Below are 19,303 nucleotides of genomic sequence, written 5' to 3' on the forward strand. Positions count from 1 at the left end.
ATCAAAGGAAATAATATCATGGCGCAATGGACAAAATATCGAGGGTTTCAAAAACTATTGTTATGGATGCCTGGTTTAGCGGCATTAGTTAATTATCAAAAAAGTTATTTAAATTATGATTTTAGAGCTGGGTTATCTGTTGCGGCAGTGTCTTTGCCGGTATCAATAGCTTATGCTGAGTTAACTGGAGTAGGTGCAATCGCCGGGCTATATTCGACGATTTTACCCTTGATCGCTTATGCCTTATTTGGATCTTCCAAACAATTGATAGTTGGTCCCGATACTGCCACTTGTGCGGTGGTTGCGGCTGTTGTTATTCCTTTGTCGGCAAATGATCCTATTTTGCGTTGGCAATTAGTAATTGTATTAACCATTATGATCGGTCTTTGGTGTTTGATCGCGGGCAAGTTACGCTTGGGAGCGCTAGCGGATTTACTTAGTCGCCCCATTTTGATCGGCTTACTTAATGGGATTTCAATTACTATAATTATTGATCAAATTGCTAAAGTATGTGGTTTTAAATATGACTACGCTAACTTTTTTGAACGGCTAATTTCATTACCAATGAAAATTCTTGAAATCCATATTGGTACCTTGATTATTTCATTATTAACATTAGCCATATTGATTAGTTTAAAGAAGTACAAGCCACGTTATCCTGCACCATTAGTCGCGGTGATTATCCTGACGTTATTATCATGGATTATTGGGTTCGATAAGTTTGGTATTCATATTATTGGTCAACTGAATAATGAGGTTATTCCATTTTCATCTTGGGCTAATTTTGATGCTAGCTTAATGAGAGAGTTAGTTGTACCTTCATTAAATATTGCCGTGATCTGCTTTATTAGCATGATGATTACCGTCCGAAGTTTTGCAGCTAAAAATAATTATGATACTGACGCAGACACCGAATTTAAAGCATTAGGTATTGCTAATATTGTTGCAGGATTGTCTAATGGTTTTGTGGTTAGTGGTACTTCTTCACGAACGGCGGTAAATGATGTCAATGGTGGAAAAACACAATTGGTTTCAATTATTGCTGCAGGTGTAATAGCATTAGTTGTTCTATTCTTATTATCACCTTTACAATTCATTCCTTCAGCTGTTTTAGGGATTATTTTGATCTATTCTTCATGGTCATTAATCGATCTTAAAACTATCAAACGATTTTTTAAACTTAATCGCGAAGCCTTTTATTTAAGTAGCTGTACCCTTGTCGCTGTATTATTGATTGGTATTATTCCGGGTATGGCATTATCAGTCTTATTAGGTTTATTATTATTCTTACGTCGTGTTTTTCGACCGAGCGATCAACTGTTAGGGGTCGATGCCGATGGACGAATTCATTCATTAGGTAATAAAGTTCAACCGATTGATAATGTCATCATGTATCGATTCAATTCAACCTTGACATATTTTAATATCGCTTACTTTAAGAAACGTATTATTAATATTGTCGATGAATCTTCCGATCATGTGAACTATGTAATTGTGGATGCGATTCCATGTTTCACTTACCAAGATGTCAGTGTTTTAATGGGGATTGATGAGCTAGTCCACTCGCTTAAGGCGCGTAATACGATTCTAATTTTAGCCGGCAGACGAAAAACGATTAAACGTTGGTTTAAAGAGATGAGTATTTATTTAGATGAGAGTTATATTGAATTTACCTACGATCTGTATTTTGCATTACGCATGGTTCAGAGTAAAGAACATATGTCGGACTTAAGTGATGATGATGATTAAACCAAAAATTGAAATTCTTAGTACAGGTGACGAGGTATTATACGGGCAAATTACCGATACTAATGCAGCTTGGCTTTCTAATTATTTATTTGAACAAGGTTATTTGGTTACTTCACGGTTAACTATTGGCGACAATTTACAACAGTTAACCGAGAGTTTACAACAACGTAGTCGCCAGAATGATGTTCTTATTGTCAACGGTGGATTAGGACCTACTAGTGATGATTTGACAGCACAAGCAGCAGCACAAGCCAGTGGCGAAAAGTTGATATTATTTCCCCAATGGTTAGCAGAGATGGAGAATTATTTTGCTCAGCGTAATCAAGCAATGCCATCAAGCAATATCAAGCAAGCGATGTTACCGCAAAGTGCAATAATATTGGATAATCCAATTGGAACAGCCTGTGGTTTTCGTATGATGATTAATCAGTGCGTTATCTATTTTACGCCGGGTGTACCTTCTGAATTTAAGCGAATGGTCAGTGAGCAAATTGTGCCCGATTTACAAAAGCAATTTCCTGTCAAATATCGACCTCTGTGCTATCGTTTAACTATTATGGGCAGATCAGAAAGTGATTTAGCCAACGAAATTGAAACAAGATTAACAGTTCCAGCCGGAATCAGCATTGGTTACCGCTCTGCCATGCCTAAAATAGAGATTAAATTGACGGCAGATCAATATTTACAATCAACGATGGATAAATTGTGGCGTGAATTAAAAGAGTTAGTAAAGGATAATCTACTTTATGAGGGGACCACGGGGTTAGCATCGTTAGTGAGTCAATTACTCATGCAACATCAGCAAACCTTAATTATTATTGAGCAGTTTACAGCAGGTCTGATTGCATACGCTCTGTATCATGCTCATGCCCCGATTGTTCATTCAGAAGTCTTAAGCAGTGATCAAGATGTTAATTCTACCCTTGCGCAATTGAGACAACGTTATCCTCAGGCAATAATATTAGCGTTGCACGATGTGGATCAACGAAGTGGTCAATTCAAACTACAACTCTTAACGCCTAAACACAACCATATTTATCAATTACGCTACCAAGGACGTCGCTATTCAATTGATATCGAACAAGCTATTTTTAGTGCTGTTGGTCATGATACATTACGTCGGTATTTATTAGGATTACCTTTAATTGGCAATAATTATTGGCTGGAAGTCATTAATTAATAAGATGCCATCAATTCTTTATCGGGAGACTATACACAACGGATTAGGCTTATTCTGAACTATAAACAGCAACCTTGATTGTTGATTAATTTTATAATTGGGATTCAATCGGTAAATAACTAATGATAGTAGCTAGTGCTCGTTGCCACCATTTACTTTCTGGATCATAATTCCAAACAATGGGTTGTTGATTATTTCTCTGATCAAGCCAATGCAATTGGTCGTTAGTTAAAGTTACTTGATAACTATAATCACCATTAGTACGCATAATAAATTCATGCTGTAAAGCTTGCACAATTGCCGGTTCGGCAAAGATAATTCCCATTTCGGTATTTAGATTTGCTGATCGCGGGTCAAAATTAAATGAACCCACAAAACCCATTTCATTATCAATCAAAAATGCTTTGGTATGTAAACTTGCGCTACTCGAACCGAGTAAAGTGTGACCCACTTTCCCAAATGGTTTTAATTCATATAGGTTAATACCGTTTCTTAATAATGGTTTACGATAGGTAATATATCCACCATGAGCAAAGATAACATCATTAGTTGCAAGTGAATTAGTTAAAATGTTTACATCAACACCTTGTTGATGTAATTGGATGAACTCATTAACACCACTTTTACCCGGAACAAAATAGGGCGAAATAATATTTAAACGCTGTTTTGCATTTGTAATGATTGGCTCTAAACGTTTTTTTAGCCAGTGTGCTTCGCCTTTCGCGAAGGCTTTAATAGCCGGATCGGAATAAATATGGACATTTTTGCTCCAATGTACCTGCCAATTACCTTGATTCCATTCTTTTTTGAATAGTGCTTTCGCATTTGGTGTTTCTTTTAATTTATCAAAATAAGGTACTGCTACCAAATTTTTACGTTTATTCGCGATACTCATTCTTAATTCTTCTAAAGCTTGAGCATCACTTTTTACTAATGCATCAATAGGAATAACTGCATCACAATTCCAAAATTCATCAAAAATTGTTTCAGCTTCTCGAACGGCATGACCACCAATTAATAAATCAACATCAAAGAAATTACGGTTGCTGGCTGCACCAAAATATTCATCGCCAATATTTCGCCCTCCCACTATCGCGATTCGACCGTCAGCAATCCAAGATTTGTTATGCATTCTTCGATCAAGACTTAAACCACGGAGTAACATTTCAATGCCACGCATCAGGCTATTACCACGTACGCGAGTAGGGTTAAACATCCGAATTTTGATATTTTCATGTTGATTCAATGTTGCTAATAACTCGCTATTCTCTTTAACATTCATATCATCAAGAATGATCCGCACACGTACGCCACGATCTGCCGCATTTAACACTTCCAATCCTAATAATTGTCCGGTTAAATCGTTGTGCCACATATAATATTGTAAATCTAAACTGCGACCTGCTTCTCTGGCACTTTTGGCACGAATGGCAAAAGCATCAATATCGCTAGGCACTAACAGAAGACTGCTTTCATCCGGATGTAATGCAAACTCTGGTCCTAAAGCCTTATCAAGATCGGTTTGATCATCTTGCACCGCCAAGGCAAAACTTGGTTCACCTTTGGCTTGTTTAGCAAAACGTCCAAAACTGTATATTGCTAATATTGAAATGAAAATAAAAACTGATATAACAATCAAAAACATAGGTATTCGCCTTATTTTCTTCATGTAACATCCCAATTTGAGAAAAGTACAAGGATTATTTAAAGCTAATCAAATCATATCATAAAGTAAACACGAATAGTATTATGTGGCTATGTCGAAAATAAAGCAAAAAATAATAAAAAAATTCTAATGTACAGTTTCTCTAGATTAGTATTCAACTACAATATTATCACTGTAATTTATTGATATAGCTGGTGTGTTTTACCAGTACTGTTATTTATTAAAATGGTCAAATAGCATCATTTCGAATCCATCCGGATTAAATGGTAACGCATCATAAAGTTGAGGATATTCTTTATCTTGGATATCACTTGTAGTAAATCGCACATGCTCTTTACTATCAAGATATTGGTTTTCAACAATATTTCCTTGTTTTGATATCTCAATATGATTAGTTTTAATCCCTTGTTCATTAAATCTTTCTAAAATAGCGATAGTGTTTTTCTTTTTAACCGTTTTAAACGTTCGGATAATATTACCTTGAGCATTTTTTATGACTTGTGAGGCAGGTAAATATTGCCCACTTTCATATTCTGACTCTATCACTAACTTCGGCACAATATGACTTTCAATGACAGTTAATTTACTTCGAATAGGTGCGTTCTTTTTGTAATCAAACTCGGTTGTTAACCATTGCACGCGTGTTTTTTGTAATGTTGAGACAATTTTGCCCATGACTTTTTCCACACGAACATAAGTAGGTTGAGCTATAGCCTGTTCAACATTGTTTAATGGTGTTAATTGACCTTTGTCATTAATCACAAAAAAGTGAATACCATTTTCGAGAGATTTAAATTGCGTTGAAGGTAAAGAGATAGCCGTTTGTTGCCATTTGGTTTTATCGATTTTCTTATATTGATAATTATTATCTATTTCGATTCTTATTAAATCACTGTATTTCTCTTGAGGTGATTGATTTTCGGCTTCAATTAATGTCAAAGGTGCTTGATGAGGAAAGTTCTTATAGCGTTCAGCCATAAAACTTGGGAAAGGTAGTTTATGATAATAAACTTGGTTCGGTTTAATACCTAAATACTTGGCTCTTTTAAGGGCATCTTCGTCGTACTTAGGATTATCACTGATACCTTGCTCAAACATTGAATCAGTTAGTAATGCATTACTTTTTTCGACGTTCATTACTAGCTTATTGTAAGGATAGGGCTCATCCAAGTCTTTTTCAAAATCAAATAATAGTGGATTTATATTATTTATTTTTATTACGTTACCGCTTTTATTTAATACCTCATTTTTTACACGGAACGAGTTCTCATAGTGAATAACACGGTTAGTTTTCGTATTTTTATTATTAAAATACTCTTCAATAGAATAAACATCCGCATCATGTTGAACTGATTCAATAGCCAGATTACCTGTTACAGTATTTTTTCTAATATTTTTCTCTATTCTTCCATAATCATTAAAAAATGTTTCTGAGATATAAATAATATTGTCATTATTATCAGTCATTTCTATTTTAAGATATTTTAGACTGTTATTCGCCCAATAATCGTACTTATAATGAGAAATGGATGCTAGAGGTCTTTTCTGAATACTTACCACAATGCCATGTTTTTTTTCGACTCTTAAATAACAGGGTAATTTGTAAACCTCGTCAAATGATTCTTTTTTGTGCAACTGCTTTTGTTCATCTAAGATATAAAAATAAACGCCATCGTCTAATGATTGAAAAGAATCAGTGGGGTAGATAACTTCGATAATATTTCGATTGCGTTGTAATACTTCATTATATTGATAATTTTCATTTAATTTTACTTCTGCAATGCTTTGAATGGCTAATTCATACATGTCTGGATGAGTTTCTAAATCTGATATTGATGAAAATAAATATTCCATTGGAACGCTATCTTCATTTTCAAAAGCTGTCATAAAATCATATTGATAATAAATTTTATTAGGTAAAATTGATTGTTTTTTTAACTGTTCTATTGTTTTTATTTGATGTTCGTTCATTCTTACCTCTGCATAAACATAATCAACCGTTATCATCCATAGCATAAAAGGAAGCAAGTATATCTTTATTAAACTTTTCATAACTTCTCCTGATTAGCCTTCTTTAAGTTAATTTATTATCACTATTAATTTAATTTTGCCTTAAGAGAAATATTGGATAATTTTTTAACTAATTTTTGTCTGGTTTTGATTTTATTTTCAGGATTATTATTATTTGACATTAGTGATTTTTTATATCGCAAAAAATGCTTATCCAGATTCTCACCAATACATTCAGGATCGGCTAAATTACAACTCGCCAATATAATAAGACGATTATTTTATCTGGGATTTACCGTTCCTGATTTATAATCGCTCAGCCGATCATGTTTTCAACTTAGATAAATTGGTTTATCTATACTGTTATTTTTCAAAATGTTCAAATAGCATCATTTCAAATCCATTCGGATTAAATGGTAACGCATCATAAAGTTGAGGATATTCTTTATCTTGGATATCACTTGTAGTAAATCGCACATGCTCTTTACTATCAAGATATTGGTTTTCAACAATATTTCCTTGTTTTGATATTTTAATATGATTAGTTTTAATCCCTTGTTCATTGAATCTTTCTAAAATAGCGAGAGTGTTTTTCTTTTTAACCGTTTTAAATGTTCGGATAATATTACCTTGAGCATTTTTTATGACTTGTGAGGCAGGTAAATATTGCCCACTTTCATATTCTGACTCTATCACTAACTTCGGCACAACATGACTTTCAATGACAGTTAATTTACTTCGAATAGGTGCGTTCTTTTTGTAATCAAACTCGGTTGTTAACCATTGCACGCGTGTTTTTTGTAATGTTGAGACAATTTTGCCCATGACTTTTTCCACACGAACATAAGTAGGTTGAGCTATAGCCTGTTCAACATTGTTTAACGGTGTTAATTGTCCTTTGTCATTAATCACAAAAAAGTGAATACCATTTTCGAGAGATTTAAATTGCGTTGAAGGTAAAGAGATAGCCGTTTGTTGCCATTTGGTTTTATCAATTTTCTTATATTGATAATTATTATCTATTTCGATTCTTATTAAATCACTGTATTTTTCTTGAGGTGATTGATTTTCGGCTTCAATTAACGTTAAAGGTGCTTGATGCGGAAAGTTCTTATAGCGTTCAGCCATAAAACTTGGGAAAGGTAGTTTATGATAGTAAACTTGGTTCGGTTTAATACCTAAATACTCAGCTCTTTTAAGGGCATCTTCGTCGTACTTAGGATTATCACTGATACCTTGCTCAAACATAGAATCGGTTAGTAATGCGTTACTCTTTTCGACATTCATTACTAGCTTATTGTAAGGATAGGGCTCCTCCAAATCCTTGTCAAAATCGAATATTTCAGGTTCGGAGTTGTTGGTTTTTATTACTTTACCGTATTTGTTTAGTATCTCATTTTTTACTCGGAACGAGTTCTCATAATGGCTAACTCTATTAGTTTTAATGCCTTCATTATCAAAGAACTCATCTATTGAGTAAATATCCTCTTGATGCACGATAGTTTCAATAGAAGACTGTTTTGTTTCTATATTTTTTCTGATCGCTTTTACCATCTCTCCTTTTTCATCAAAGAATACCTCAGAATCATAAATAACTTTTTTATTGTTATCATACATTTCTAATTTAAGATATTTTAAGCTGTTATTAGACCAATAATCATATTTATAATGGGTAATAGAAGTTAAAGATCTTTTTTGAATACTCACCACAATACCGTGTTTTTTTTCAATCCGTAAGTAACTCGGTAATAAGTAAACATCATTGAATGAGTTCTTCTTTTGTAATTGTTTATGTTCATCTAAGGTATAAAAATAGACGCCATCGTCTAATGATTGAAATGAATCAGTGGGATAGATAACTTCAATAATATTTCGATCTAGTTGTATTATCTGGCTATATTGGTAGTTTTTATTTAACTGTACTTGTGCAATGCTCTGAGTTGCCATTATGTACATATTTGGATTGGTTTCTAATTCATTTACTGATGAATATAAACTTTTTTCAGGGAAACTGTCTTGATTATCCAAAGCTGGCAAATAATCAAGTTGGTAATAAGTCGTATTAGGTAAAATTCCTTGTTGTTTTAATTGATTGACGATTTGTTGTTGTTGTTGGTTGTTCATATTTACCTTAGCGATCACATATTGAATTGAGCATATCCCAAATAAAAATAAGCAGATTTTAACTAAAGTCTTCATATACTCTCCAGATTCCTTATCAATGATGCTAATTGAGTAACCAAAGTAGAGATAGGATACTCAATGTATTGCTCAATTGAATTATGACTCATCAGTTTATAGTTACGATAACACTAAGATCTACTAACACTTATTGTTATATTATGTTGTTTAGCCTGTACTGTTATTTATTAAAATGTTCAAATAGCATCATTTCAAATCCATCCGGATTAAATGGTAACGCATCATAAAGTTGAGGATATTCTTTATCTTGGATATCACTTGTAGTAAATCGCACATGCTCTTTACTATCAAGATATTGATTTTCAATATCTCCTTGTTTTGATATTTCAATATGATTAGTTTTAATTCCTTGTTCATTGAATCTTTCTAAGATAGCGATAGTGTTTTTCTTTTTAACCGTTTTAAACGTTCGGATAATATTACCTTGAGCATTTTTTATGACTTGTGAGGCTGGTAAATATTGCCCACTTTCATATTCTGACTCAATCACTAACTTCGGTACAATCTGGCTTTCAATGACAGTTAATTTACTTCGAATAGGTGTGTTCTTTTTGTAATCAAACTCGGTTGTTAACCATTGCACGCGTGTTTTTTGTAATGTTGAGACAATTTTGCCCATGACTTTTTCCACACGAACATAAGTAGGTTGAGTTATAGCCTGTTCAACATTGTTTAACGGCGTTAATTGTCCTTTGTCATTAATCACAAAAAAGTGAATACCATTTTCGAGAGATTTAAATTGCGATGAAGGTAAAGAGATAGCCGTTTGTTGCCATTTGGTTTTATCGATTTTCTTATATTGATAATTATTATCTATTTCGATTCTTATTAAATCACTGTATTTCTCTTGAGGAGATTGATTTTCGGCTTCAATTAACGTTAAAGGTGCCTGATGCGGGAAATTCTTATAGCGTTCAGCCATAAAACTTGGGAAAGGTAGTTTATGATAATAAACTTGGTTCGGTTTAATACCTAAATACTCAGCTCTTTTAAGGGCATCTTCGTCGTACTTAGGATTATCACTGATACCTTGCTCAAACATTGAATCGGTTAGTAATGCGTTACTCTTTTCGACATTCATTACTAGCTTATTGTAAGGATAGGGTTCATCCAAATCCTTGTCAAAATTGAATATTTCAGGTTCGGAGTTGTTGGTTTTTATTACTTTACCGTTTTTATTTAATACCTCATTTTTTACGCGAGAAGTGTTCTCATAATTAGTTACACGATTAGTTATATTGCCCTCATTATCAAAGAATTCATTAATGGAGTAGATATCTCCTTGATGAATAATATTTTCGATAGAGTATAGCCCCGTTTTTGTATTTTTCCTGATTGCTTTTACCATCTCTCCTTTATCATCAAAAAACACCTCTGAATCATAAATAATATTCTTTTCAGTATCGTATTTTTCTATTTTAAGATATTTTAGATTAGTATTATGCCAATAATCATAAATATAACGGCTGATGGATGCTAACCCTCTTTTTTGAATACTTACTACAATGCCATGTTTTTTTTCGACTCTTAAATAACAGGGTAATTTGTAGACTTCATTAAATGAGTCTTTTTGTTGTAACTGTTTATTTTCATCTAAGGTATAAAAATAAACACCATCGTCTAATGATTGAAATGAATCGGTTGGATAGATGATTTCGATGATATTTCGATTAAGTCGCAATACTTTGCTATATTGATAATTTTCATTTAACTGTACTTGTGCAATGCTCTGAATTGCCATTATATACATATCTGGGATAGTTTCTAAATGAGATAATGATGGATATAAATTTTCATTAGGAGTGCTATCTTCATTATCCAAAGCTGGCAAATAATCAAGTTGGTAATAAGTTGTATTAGGTAAAATTCCTTGTTTTTTTAATTGATTGACGATTTGTTCTTGTTGCTCGTTCATATTTACCTTAGCGATCACATATTGAATTGAGCATATCCCAAATAAAAATAAGCAGATTTTAACTAAAGTCTTCATATACTCTCCAGCTTCCTTGTCAATGATGCTAATTGAGTAACCAAAGTAGAGATAGGATACTCAATGTATTGCTCAATTGAATTATGACTCATCAGTTTATAGTTACGATAACACTAAGATCTACTAGCACTTATTGTTATATTATGTTGTTTAGCCTGTACTGTTATTTATTAAAATGTTCAAATAGCATCATTTCAAATCCATCTGGATTAAATGGTAACTCATCATAAAGTTGAGGATATTCTTTATCTTGGATATCACTTGTAGTAAATCGCACATGCTCTTTACTATCAAGGTATTGATTTTCAATATCTCCTTGTTTTGATATCTCAATATGATTAGTTTTAACGCCTTGTTCATTGAATCTTTCTAAGATAGCGATAATATTTTTCTTTTTAACCGTTTTAAACGTTCGAACAATATTACCTTGAGCATTTTTTATGACTTGTGAGGCAGGTAGATATTGCCCACTTTCATATTCTGACTCTATCACTAACTTCGGCACAATATGACTTTCAATGACAGTTAATTTACTTCGAATAGGTGTGTTCTTTTTGTAATCGAACTCGGTTGTTAACCATTGCACACGTGTTTTTTGTAATGTTGAGACAATTTTGCCCATGACTTTTTCCACACGAACATAAGTAGGTTGAGTTATAGCCTGTTCAACATTGTTTAACGGCGTTAATTGTCCTTTGTCATTAATCACAAAAAAGTAAATACCATTTTCGAGAGATTTAAATTGCGATGAAGGTAAAGAGATAGCCGTTTGTTGCCATTTGGTTTTATCAATTTTCTTATATTGATAATTATTATCTATTTCGATTCTTATTAAATCACTGTATTTTTCTTGAGGAGATTGATTTTCGGCTTCAATTAACGTTAAAGGTGCTTGATGAGGAAAGTTCTTATAGCGTTCAGCCATAAAACTTGGGAAAGGTAGTTTATGATAATAAACTTGGTTCGGTTTAATACCTAAATACTTGGCTCTTTTAAGGGCATCTTCGTCGTACTTAGGATTATCACTGATACCTTGCTCAAACATAGAATCGGTTAGTAATGCATTACTCTTTTCGACGTTCATTACTAGCTTATTGTATGGGTAGGGCTCATCCAAGTCTTTTTCAAAATCAAATAATAGTGGATTTATATTATTTATTTTTATTACGTTACCGCTTTTATTTAATACCTCATTTTTTACACGGAACGAGTTCTCATAGTGAATAACACGGTTAGTTTTCGTATTTTTATTATTAAAATACTCTTCAATAGAATAAACATCCCCATCATGTTGAACTAATTCAATAGCCAGATTACCCGTTACAGTATTTTCCCTAATATTTTTCTCTATTCTTCCATAATCATTAAAAAATGTTTCTGAGATATAAATAATATTGTCATTATTATCAGTCATTTCTATTTTAAGATATTTTAGACTGTTATTTGCCCAATAATCGTACTTATAATGAGAAATGGATGCTAGAGGTCTTTTCTGAATACTTACCACAATGCCATGTTTTTTTTCGACTCTTAAATAACAGGGTAATTTGTAAACCTCGTCAAATGATTCTTTTTTGTGCAACTGCTTTTGTTCATCTAAGATATAAAAATAAACGCCATCGTCTAATGATTGAAATGAATCAGTGGGGTAGATAACTTCGATAATATTTCGATTGCGTTGTAATACTTCACTATATTGATAATTTTCATTTAATTTTACTTCTGCAATGCTTTGAATGGCTAATTCATACATGTCTGGGTGAGTTTCTAAATCTGATATTGATGAAAATAAATGTTCCATTGGAACGCTATCTTCATTTTCAAAAGCTGTCATAAAATCATATTGATAATAAATTTTATTAGGTAAAATTGATTGTTTTTTTAACTGTTCTATTGTTTTTATTTGATGTTCGTTCATTCTTACCTCTGCATAAACATAATCAACCGTTATCATCCATAGCATAAAAGGAAGCAAGTATATCTTTATTAAACTTTTCATAACTTCTCCTGACTAGCCTTTTTTAAGTTAATTTATTATCACTATTAATTTAATTTTGCTTTACGAGAAATATTGGATAATTTTTTAACTAATTTTTGTCTGGTTTTGATTTTATTTTCAGGATTATTATTATTTGCCATTAGTGATTTTTTATATCGCAAAAAATGCTTATCCAGATCCTCCCCAATACATTCAGGATCGGCTAAATTACAACTCGCCAATATAATAAATAACAGAGTATGACAGTTTGTTTCTTTATAACTGTCATTGGCCCAGCTCCATTCATCACTAAATGTCATAGCTGTTTCTCTAATCTCATCAAATATCTGTTCAATAGTTCGTTTATCATCTGATAAGACATAAGGATTGTTAGTAAAGGGAATTTTTTCGGGATGAAAACGAGCATTTTGATGTGGATCAAATGGTCTTATAGAATGTTCATTATTATTTGTTTTTCGACCGGCTTCTCGATCATCGGATGGGGTTAGTTTTTTGTTTTTATCTTTCTTTTTCCGTTTTTCATGGTCGCCATTTAAAACACCATCAGTAGATATGACTAAATTATTATTAAAAATATTGAGTGGCTGAAACGGTAATCCAGCAGGGTACCAGCCATAACTCTCCCGGAAACCATTAGCCTTATTGGGTTGAATTTTTGCGTTATTGATTTCACCATCATTTAGACCATCTTGCCGAGCTTGTGCCATAGCCGGATCGGTGTCATCTTCATCATCATGTATTAGTTCGATCCAAAAATGACCAGGTCGGAATAAAAGTAGATTAACGGGTATTCTGCGGATTAATAGTTTATCTATTTTCTTTGCACCGGCTTTAACAACTGTTTTTACTTTGGGTGATTGCCCTGTGGTTGTCATTGATTTTGTTGTTGTCCAACACATAAAGCTATCCTTTGATTCTCTTTGTACCTAACTCTACTTGTTTATGGTCAGAATTAGCTATTTCGGTTTTATTATTCGGCAATGAGACGATTATTTTATCTGAGGACTTACCGTTCCTGATTAATAATCGCTCTGCCGATCGTGTTTTCAACTTAGATAAATTGGTTTATCTATACTGTTATTTTTTAAAATGGTCAAATAGCATCTTTTCAAATCCATCTGGATTAAATGGTAAATTATCGTAAAGTTGTGGATTATGATGCTGGTCTTTAATATTATCTGCTTTCAATATTACATTATCTTCGTTATTAAGATATTGGTTTTCAATGTCTCCTTGTTTTGATATCTCAATATGATTAGTTTTAACGCCTTGTTCATTGAATCTTTCTAAAATAGCGATAGTGTTTTTCTTTTTAACGATTTTAAAGGTTCGGATAATATTACCTTGAGCATTTTTTATGAATTGTAAAGTGGGTATATATAGTCCATTTTCATATTCCGACTCTATCACTAACTTCGGTACAACATGGCTTTCAATGACAGTTAATTTACTTCGAATAGGTGCGTTCTTTTTGTAATCAAACTCGGTTGTTAACCATTGCACGCGTGTTTTTTGTAATGTTGAGACAATTTTGCCCATGACTTTTTCCACACGAACATAAGTAGGTTGAGCTATAGCCTGTTCAACATTGTTTAATGGTGTTAATTGACCTTTGTCATTAATCACAAAAAAGTGAATACCATTTCCGTAAGATTTAAGTTGTGATGAAGGTAAAGAGATAGCTGTTTGTTGCCATTTGGTTTTATCAATTTTCTTGTATTGATAATTATTATCTATTTCGATCTTTATCAAATCATTGTAGATAGCTTGAGGTGATTGATTTTCGGCTTCAATTAACGTTAAAGGTGCTTGATGCGGAAAATTCTTATACCGTTCAACCATAAAACTCGGGAAAGGTAGTTTATGATAATAAATTTGGTTCGGTGTAATACCTAAATACTCAGCTCTTTTAAGGGCTTCTTGGTCGTATTTAGGGTTCTCACTGATACCTTGCATAAACATTGAATCGGTTAACAATGAATTACACTTTTCAATATTCATTATTAATTGATTATAAGGGTAGGGCTCATCCAAATCTTTTTCAAAATCAAATAGTTCAGGTTCGGAGTTATTGGTTTTTATTACTTTACCTTTTTTATTTAATAACTCATTTTTTACACGGAACGAGTTCGTGTAGTGGCTAACTCGATTGGTTTTAATACCTTTATCGTCAAAGAACTCGTCTATTGAGTAAATATCGCCTTGATTTACGATAGTTTCAATAGAAGATAGTCCTGTTTTTGTATTTTTTCTAGTAGTTTTTTCTAATTCACCTTTTTCATTAAAAAAGCTCTCTGAAAAATAAATAACATTATTACTAATATCTAGAATTTCTAATTTTAGATATTTTAGGTTGTTGTTTGCCCAATAATTGTACTTATAACGAGTGATAGTTGTTAAAGGTCTCTTTTGAATACTCACGACAATGCCATGTTTTTTTTCGACCCTTAAATAACAGGGTAATTTGTAGACATCGTTAAAAGATTTTTGTTTTTGCAACTGTTTATTTTCATCTAAAGTATAAAAATAAATGCCATCCCCTAAGGATTTAAAAGAATTAGAAGGATAGATGATTTCGATAATATTTCGCTCGCGTTGTAATACATCAGTATATTGGTAATTTCCATTTAATTTTACTTCTGCAATATTTTGCATTGCTAGATATTGCATTTCGGCATTTGTTTCTAAATCAGCAACGGATAGGTATAATTCGTTCTCTGGAAAACTAGCTTCATTATTGATAGCAAGTGAATAATCATGCTGGAAATAGGTTTTATTAGGTAAAATTCCTTGTATTTTTAATTGGTTAATAATTTGTTCTTGTTGTCCGTTCATTTTTACCTCAGTAATCACATATTAAATTGATCATGTCCATAATAACAAAGGAAGTAAGCATATTTTTACTCATCACTTCATACTAACCCCCTGTTTTGGTGTTTTGGATTAGTTATCATTATTTGTTTTAGCCATCATGGAAAGTTTGAATAATTTATCCATTAACTCTTTTCTTTCTATATGTTGGCTCGTGGCTTTTTTAATATTTCTATGTAATGATTTACGATATCGAGAAAAATGCTTATCTAGATTTTCACCAATGAATTCAGGATCAGCTAAATTACAGCTAGCTAATATAATGAATAAAAGGGTATGGCAGTTTGTTTCTCTATAACTGTCATTATCCCAACTCCAATAATTAAAGTTTTCACCAAATTTAATGGCGGTTTCTTTTATATCGCTAAATATCTGTTTAGTTGTGCGCTTATCATCGGGTAAAATATACGGACTAATCGTAGTGGTAATTCTACCAGGGTGAAAGCGTAGATTTTGGTGTGAATCAAAAGGTCTTAATGAAAGTTCATTGTTGTCTGTCCTGCGACCAGCTTCTCGATCATCTGTGGGTGAGATAATCTTATCCTTGTCTTTATTTATCCTGTTTTCATGATCGCCATTTAAAATTCCATCATTTGATACGATTAATTTATCATGAAAAATATTGATTGGATTGACAACCAGTTGGGAAGGGAACCAGCCATAGCTTTCTCGATACCCATTAGGTTTACTACATTTAATATTCAAGTCAATCATACCAGCTTCTGTTAAACCATTGACACGAGCTTGAGCTATAGCATGCTCAACTTTATCTTCGTCATCATGTATTAATTCGATCCAATAATGTCCGACTTCAAAATCCAGTAGACTAACAGGGATTCTGCATATTACTAGCTTATCAATTTTCTTTGCTTTCGATTTATCATCTGTTTTGGCTCTTGATAATTGATCCATATTTGTTTTTAACTTTGTATTTGTACTACACATAAAACCATCCTTTAATTATTTTTATATTTAAATTTAACTTCCGCTTCCTCATAGCCAGAATGGACTACTTCGGTTTTCCCTTGCGCATTGGTTTTACCTTTGGCAATTACTTGATTATTTTTATTCAAGATTTGATATTCTCGATTTATAATCGGTTTACCGGTGGCTTCTTCGACTAAAACAAATTGTTTAATATAAGGTGAGAGAGGCTGTTGTTCGGGGAATGAATAAAGTGTAGGCTGCATTTGTTTCGGACCGGTAAAAGGAAATGATTGCGCGCCATGGGTTATTTGGCCCGGCGCGTATAGTTCAATGTTACCCCCCGCTATGCGAATATATGCACCACCACAAGCAATAGTAATTTCTTTTTTAGCATTAATTTTAACGGCTTCATCATTACTGACAATTTCAAGCGATTTATCCGCAATGACTTCAATTTCTCCGTTATGTGCTTGCAATTGAACTTTCGCTTCACCACTAAAGAGTTTTATATTTTGTTTAGCATATATACTACACTCATTGCCAGCGCTCATATGGATAGACTGATTTGCTGCGAGATTAGTATCATTTTTACTAACCGATAAAACGTTTTGTTCAGCATATTGATAAATATTATCTGGTGTCACTGTTGCTACACCTTTGGGACTGGATAAAACCATACTTGGCTGTGTAAGTGACAAACGGCTGGATGTTTCTGAAGTTGTATATTTGACAAAAAGATTAAAGCTATCGGCACCTTCAAGTTTTCCGGCTCGGTGGCTATCTGAACGCGCTGATAATCTTTGAGATACACTTAGACCTTGTTCTAGTAATAACACTGTATCATCTGCATCTAAACTGGCTTTGTTGACACCTTCATCACTCTCTCGTTTATATGTGGTCATATATAAGCCTTTTCCAGCCCGAATCGCCCCCCATTCATCGGTTCTTAATTCAAACCCTTCACCTCGTTGCTCTTTACGTTGATTAACCAAATGACCAAGATTTAATTGCGTTTTACCGTATTCGGTCGCAAGTTTAATGTGCTCTTGTCCTCGTTTATCATCCATCCGTAGCTTATTATTAGCAGGTGTTCGAATTACATTGCGGTGTTTGTTCGCGGTTGCCACATGGTCAGGATGAGTACTGTCATGCATCGCATGTGCAATATATGGTCGGTCAGGATTACCTTCTGTAAAAGCAATCGCTACTTCGGTACCGTCTATTAAAGGAAAGTGAAAACCATAGCGGTCACCGGCATAAGGTTTGGCGAAACGAACCCAGAGACTTTCCTCACCTTTTTTCCAACTTTTTAGGTCAAAATCAAACTTAACTCGATAACGTCCCTGCGTATCAATATAACCATAAGTATCATTGTCAGGACTGGTCACCCGCGCTGGTAATGTGCCACTGACCTGAGGCCATGATAAAGGAATAGGACGATACGGTTTTAAGACATCATAAGCAATCGCCGTAAAATGGCATTGATAAGACGCACTACGGTCAGCATAGCTTTCCGTTGATAGAATAATAATACCTTGCTCAAGCCCACCAATTTCACAGTTATCAATAATGACGTGTTGACCGGGTATGAGATGGTAATCGTTACATTCACCCCGAATAATCCATTTTTGACTTAAATGGGCTTCATGACGGATTTTACTGTACCACTGTCCACTTTCGATTTGTGTGTTATCGCCTTTATCTTTATGATGCTCACCATAGCGGTAATCTATACCGGCGGTTGTTACATCTTTAGGTTGAGTATTGAGTGAGGAATGCTGGTCTGCTGATGCGGTGCGGTAGTTATAATCTTTTGTCATAACTGACTGCGGTTGGATACTGCTGCTAAATTGTAAATTCCATATGCTATTTTGTTTACCATCAACCATACCACTGGGTGCTTTAAACACAATATGACCAGCATCATCATACCCTTGTTCATTATCACTTAATACCAATACATCACAATGATGGTCATGATGACTTTCGAAGTAAAACCAAATCCCTACATCACTTAGTAAACGCTGAATGAACGCTAAATCACTTTCATGCCATTGAGTAATAAACTCTCGTGCCGGGTATTCATCTTTTAATTCTAAACGATAATCAACACCGGTAAATCCATGCTGCCGCAGTACAGCTTCCACAACACTCACTACACTCTGATTTTGATAAATCGCACAGTACTGGTCATTGGCGAATAATGCTAGACGAGGTTGTAATACGACTTGATAATGAGCTTCATCTTTATTAATTGATAACAGACTAAACTCGGTAATCACACCGTACAAGGTACGAGGTGGTTGCGGTTTTTCTAGTGAGCTGATTTTGGTGAGTTGTTCAGCGATATGCGGTGTTTGGAAAGTAAGACTGGCAGATTGGCGGAGAATGGCATCAACAGGGATTTGTTTATCGGAGCAGGTAAAGTTGATTTCATAACGCCAAGGTTGGTTTAAATCTTCCCGCCCAGAGATTGATAGAACGGATAAAGTGGTGGTAGGGGGCTGACCGTCAATCGTTAGGTGATAATGATTAGAAGGACGACTATCTACCAAGGTATTAACCGCATTTTCCATTTGCTTTATTATAGTCATCAATATTCCTCACTATATTATAATTTTTCAATGAGTTTTAGTTAATTGGTAAAAATAACCAATTTAATGTAAAATAAGCTATTTTTTTTAACAATTCAATTATCTTTACAAATAA

General features: G+C 33.5%; 11 protein-coding genes. 2 read left to right on the forward strand and 9 right to left on the reverse strand.

The annotated features are described in order from the left end of the window. Positions 1-18: 18 nt before the first annotated feature. Both FPB0191_RS02780 and FPB0191_RS02785 read left to right on the forward strand, forming a co-directional pair. Positions 19-1,749 (forward strand): SulP family inorganic anion transporter, encoded by a 1,731-nt coding sequence (locus FPB0191_RS02780; protein WP_039103858.1) that lies wholly within the window; start codon positions 19-21, stop codon positions 1,747-1,749. Further along, positions 1,742-2,929, forward strand: a complete 1,188-nt coding sequence (locus FPB0191_RS02785) for a CinA family nicotinamide mononucleotide deamidase-related protein (protein ID WP_039103859.1) — start codon at positions 1,742-1,744, stop codon at positions 2,927-2,929. The genes FPB0191_RS02780 and FPB0191_RS02785 overlap by 8 nt, the downstream gene beginning before the upstream one ends. 91 nt (positions 2,930-3,020) lie before the next feature. Here the strand turns inward: FPB0191_RS02785 and FPB0191_RS02790 are convergent, their stop codons facing one another. The 9 genes from FPB0191_RS02790 to FPB0191_RS02830 form a co-directional block, all read right to left on the reverse strand. Then, positions 3,021-4,574, reverse strand: coding sequence for a phospholipase D family protein (locus FPB0191_RS02790; protein ID WP_110021861.1), 1,554 nt, complete (start codon positions 4,572-4,574; stop codon positions 3,021-3,023). Positions 4,575-4,808: 234 nt separating this feature from the next. Continuing rightward, positions 4,809-6,647, reverse strand: a complete 1,839-nt coding sequence (locus FPB0191_RS02795; RefSeq protein WP_039103862.1) for a hypothetical protein — start codon at positions 6,645-6,647, stop codon at positions 4,809-4,811. A 321-nt stretch (positions 6,648-6,968) separates the two neighbouring features. After that, positions 6,969-8,804: a hypothetical protein gene (locus FPB0191_RS02800; protein WP_162485149.1), complete on the reverse strand. Its 1,836-nt coding sequence runs from the start codon at positions 8,802-8,804 to the stop codon at positions 6,969-6,971. Positions 8,805-8,967: 163 nt separating this feature from the next. Further along, entirely contained in the window at positions 8,968-10,797 is a 1,830-nt protein-coding gene (locus tag FPB0191_RS02805; RefSeq protein WP_238574472.1) for a hypothetical protein, read from the reverse strand. Between the two features lie 163 nt (positions 10,798-10,960). Beyond that, positions 10,961-12,796 (reverse strand): hypothetical protein, encoded by a 1,836-nt coding sequence (locus FPB0191_RS02810; RefSeq protein WP_039103869.1) that lies wholly within the window; start codon positions 12,794-12,796, stop codon positions 10,961-10,963. Positions 12,797-12,840: 44 nt separating this feature from the next. Beyond that, on the reverse strand, positions 12,841-13,695 hold the full coding sequence (locus FPB0191_RS02815; RefSeq protein WP_039103871.1) for a hypothetical protein: 855 nt from the start codon (positions 13,693-13,695) through the stop codon (positions 12,841-12,843). Positions 13,696-13,873: 178 nt separating this feature from the next. Next, positions 13,874-15,631, reverse strand: a complete 1,758-nt coding sequence (locus FPB0191_RS02820; protein ID WP_039103873.1) for a hypothetical protein — start codon at positions 15,629-15,631, stop codon at positions 13,874-13,876. 108 nt (positions 15,632-15,739) lie between these two features. Next, positions 15,740-16,612: a hypothetical protein gene (locus FPB0191_RS02825; protein ID WP_039103875.1), complete on the reverse strand. Its 873-nt coding sequence runs from the start codon at positions 16,610-16,612 to the stop codon at positions 15,740-15,742. A gap of 11 nt (positions 16,613-16,623) precedes the next feature. After that, entirely contained in the window at positions 16,624-19,188 is a 2,565-nt protein-coding gene (locus FPB0191_RS02830) for a type VI secretion system Vgr family protein (RefSeq protein WP_052236716.1), read from the reverse strand. Between the last annotated feature and the right edge of the window lie 115 nt (positions 19,189-19,303).

The organism is Frischella perrara (assembly GCF_000807275.1).
GTDB classification, from domain to species: domain Bacteria; phylum Pseudomonadota; class Gammaproteobacteria; order Enterobacterales; family Orbaceae; genus Frischella; species Frischella perrara.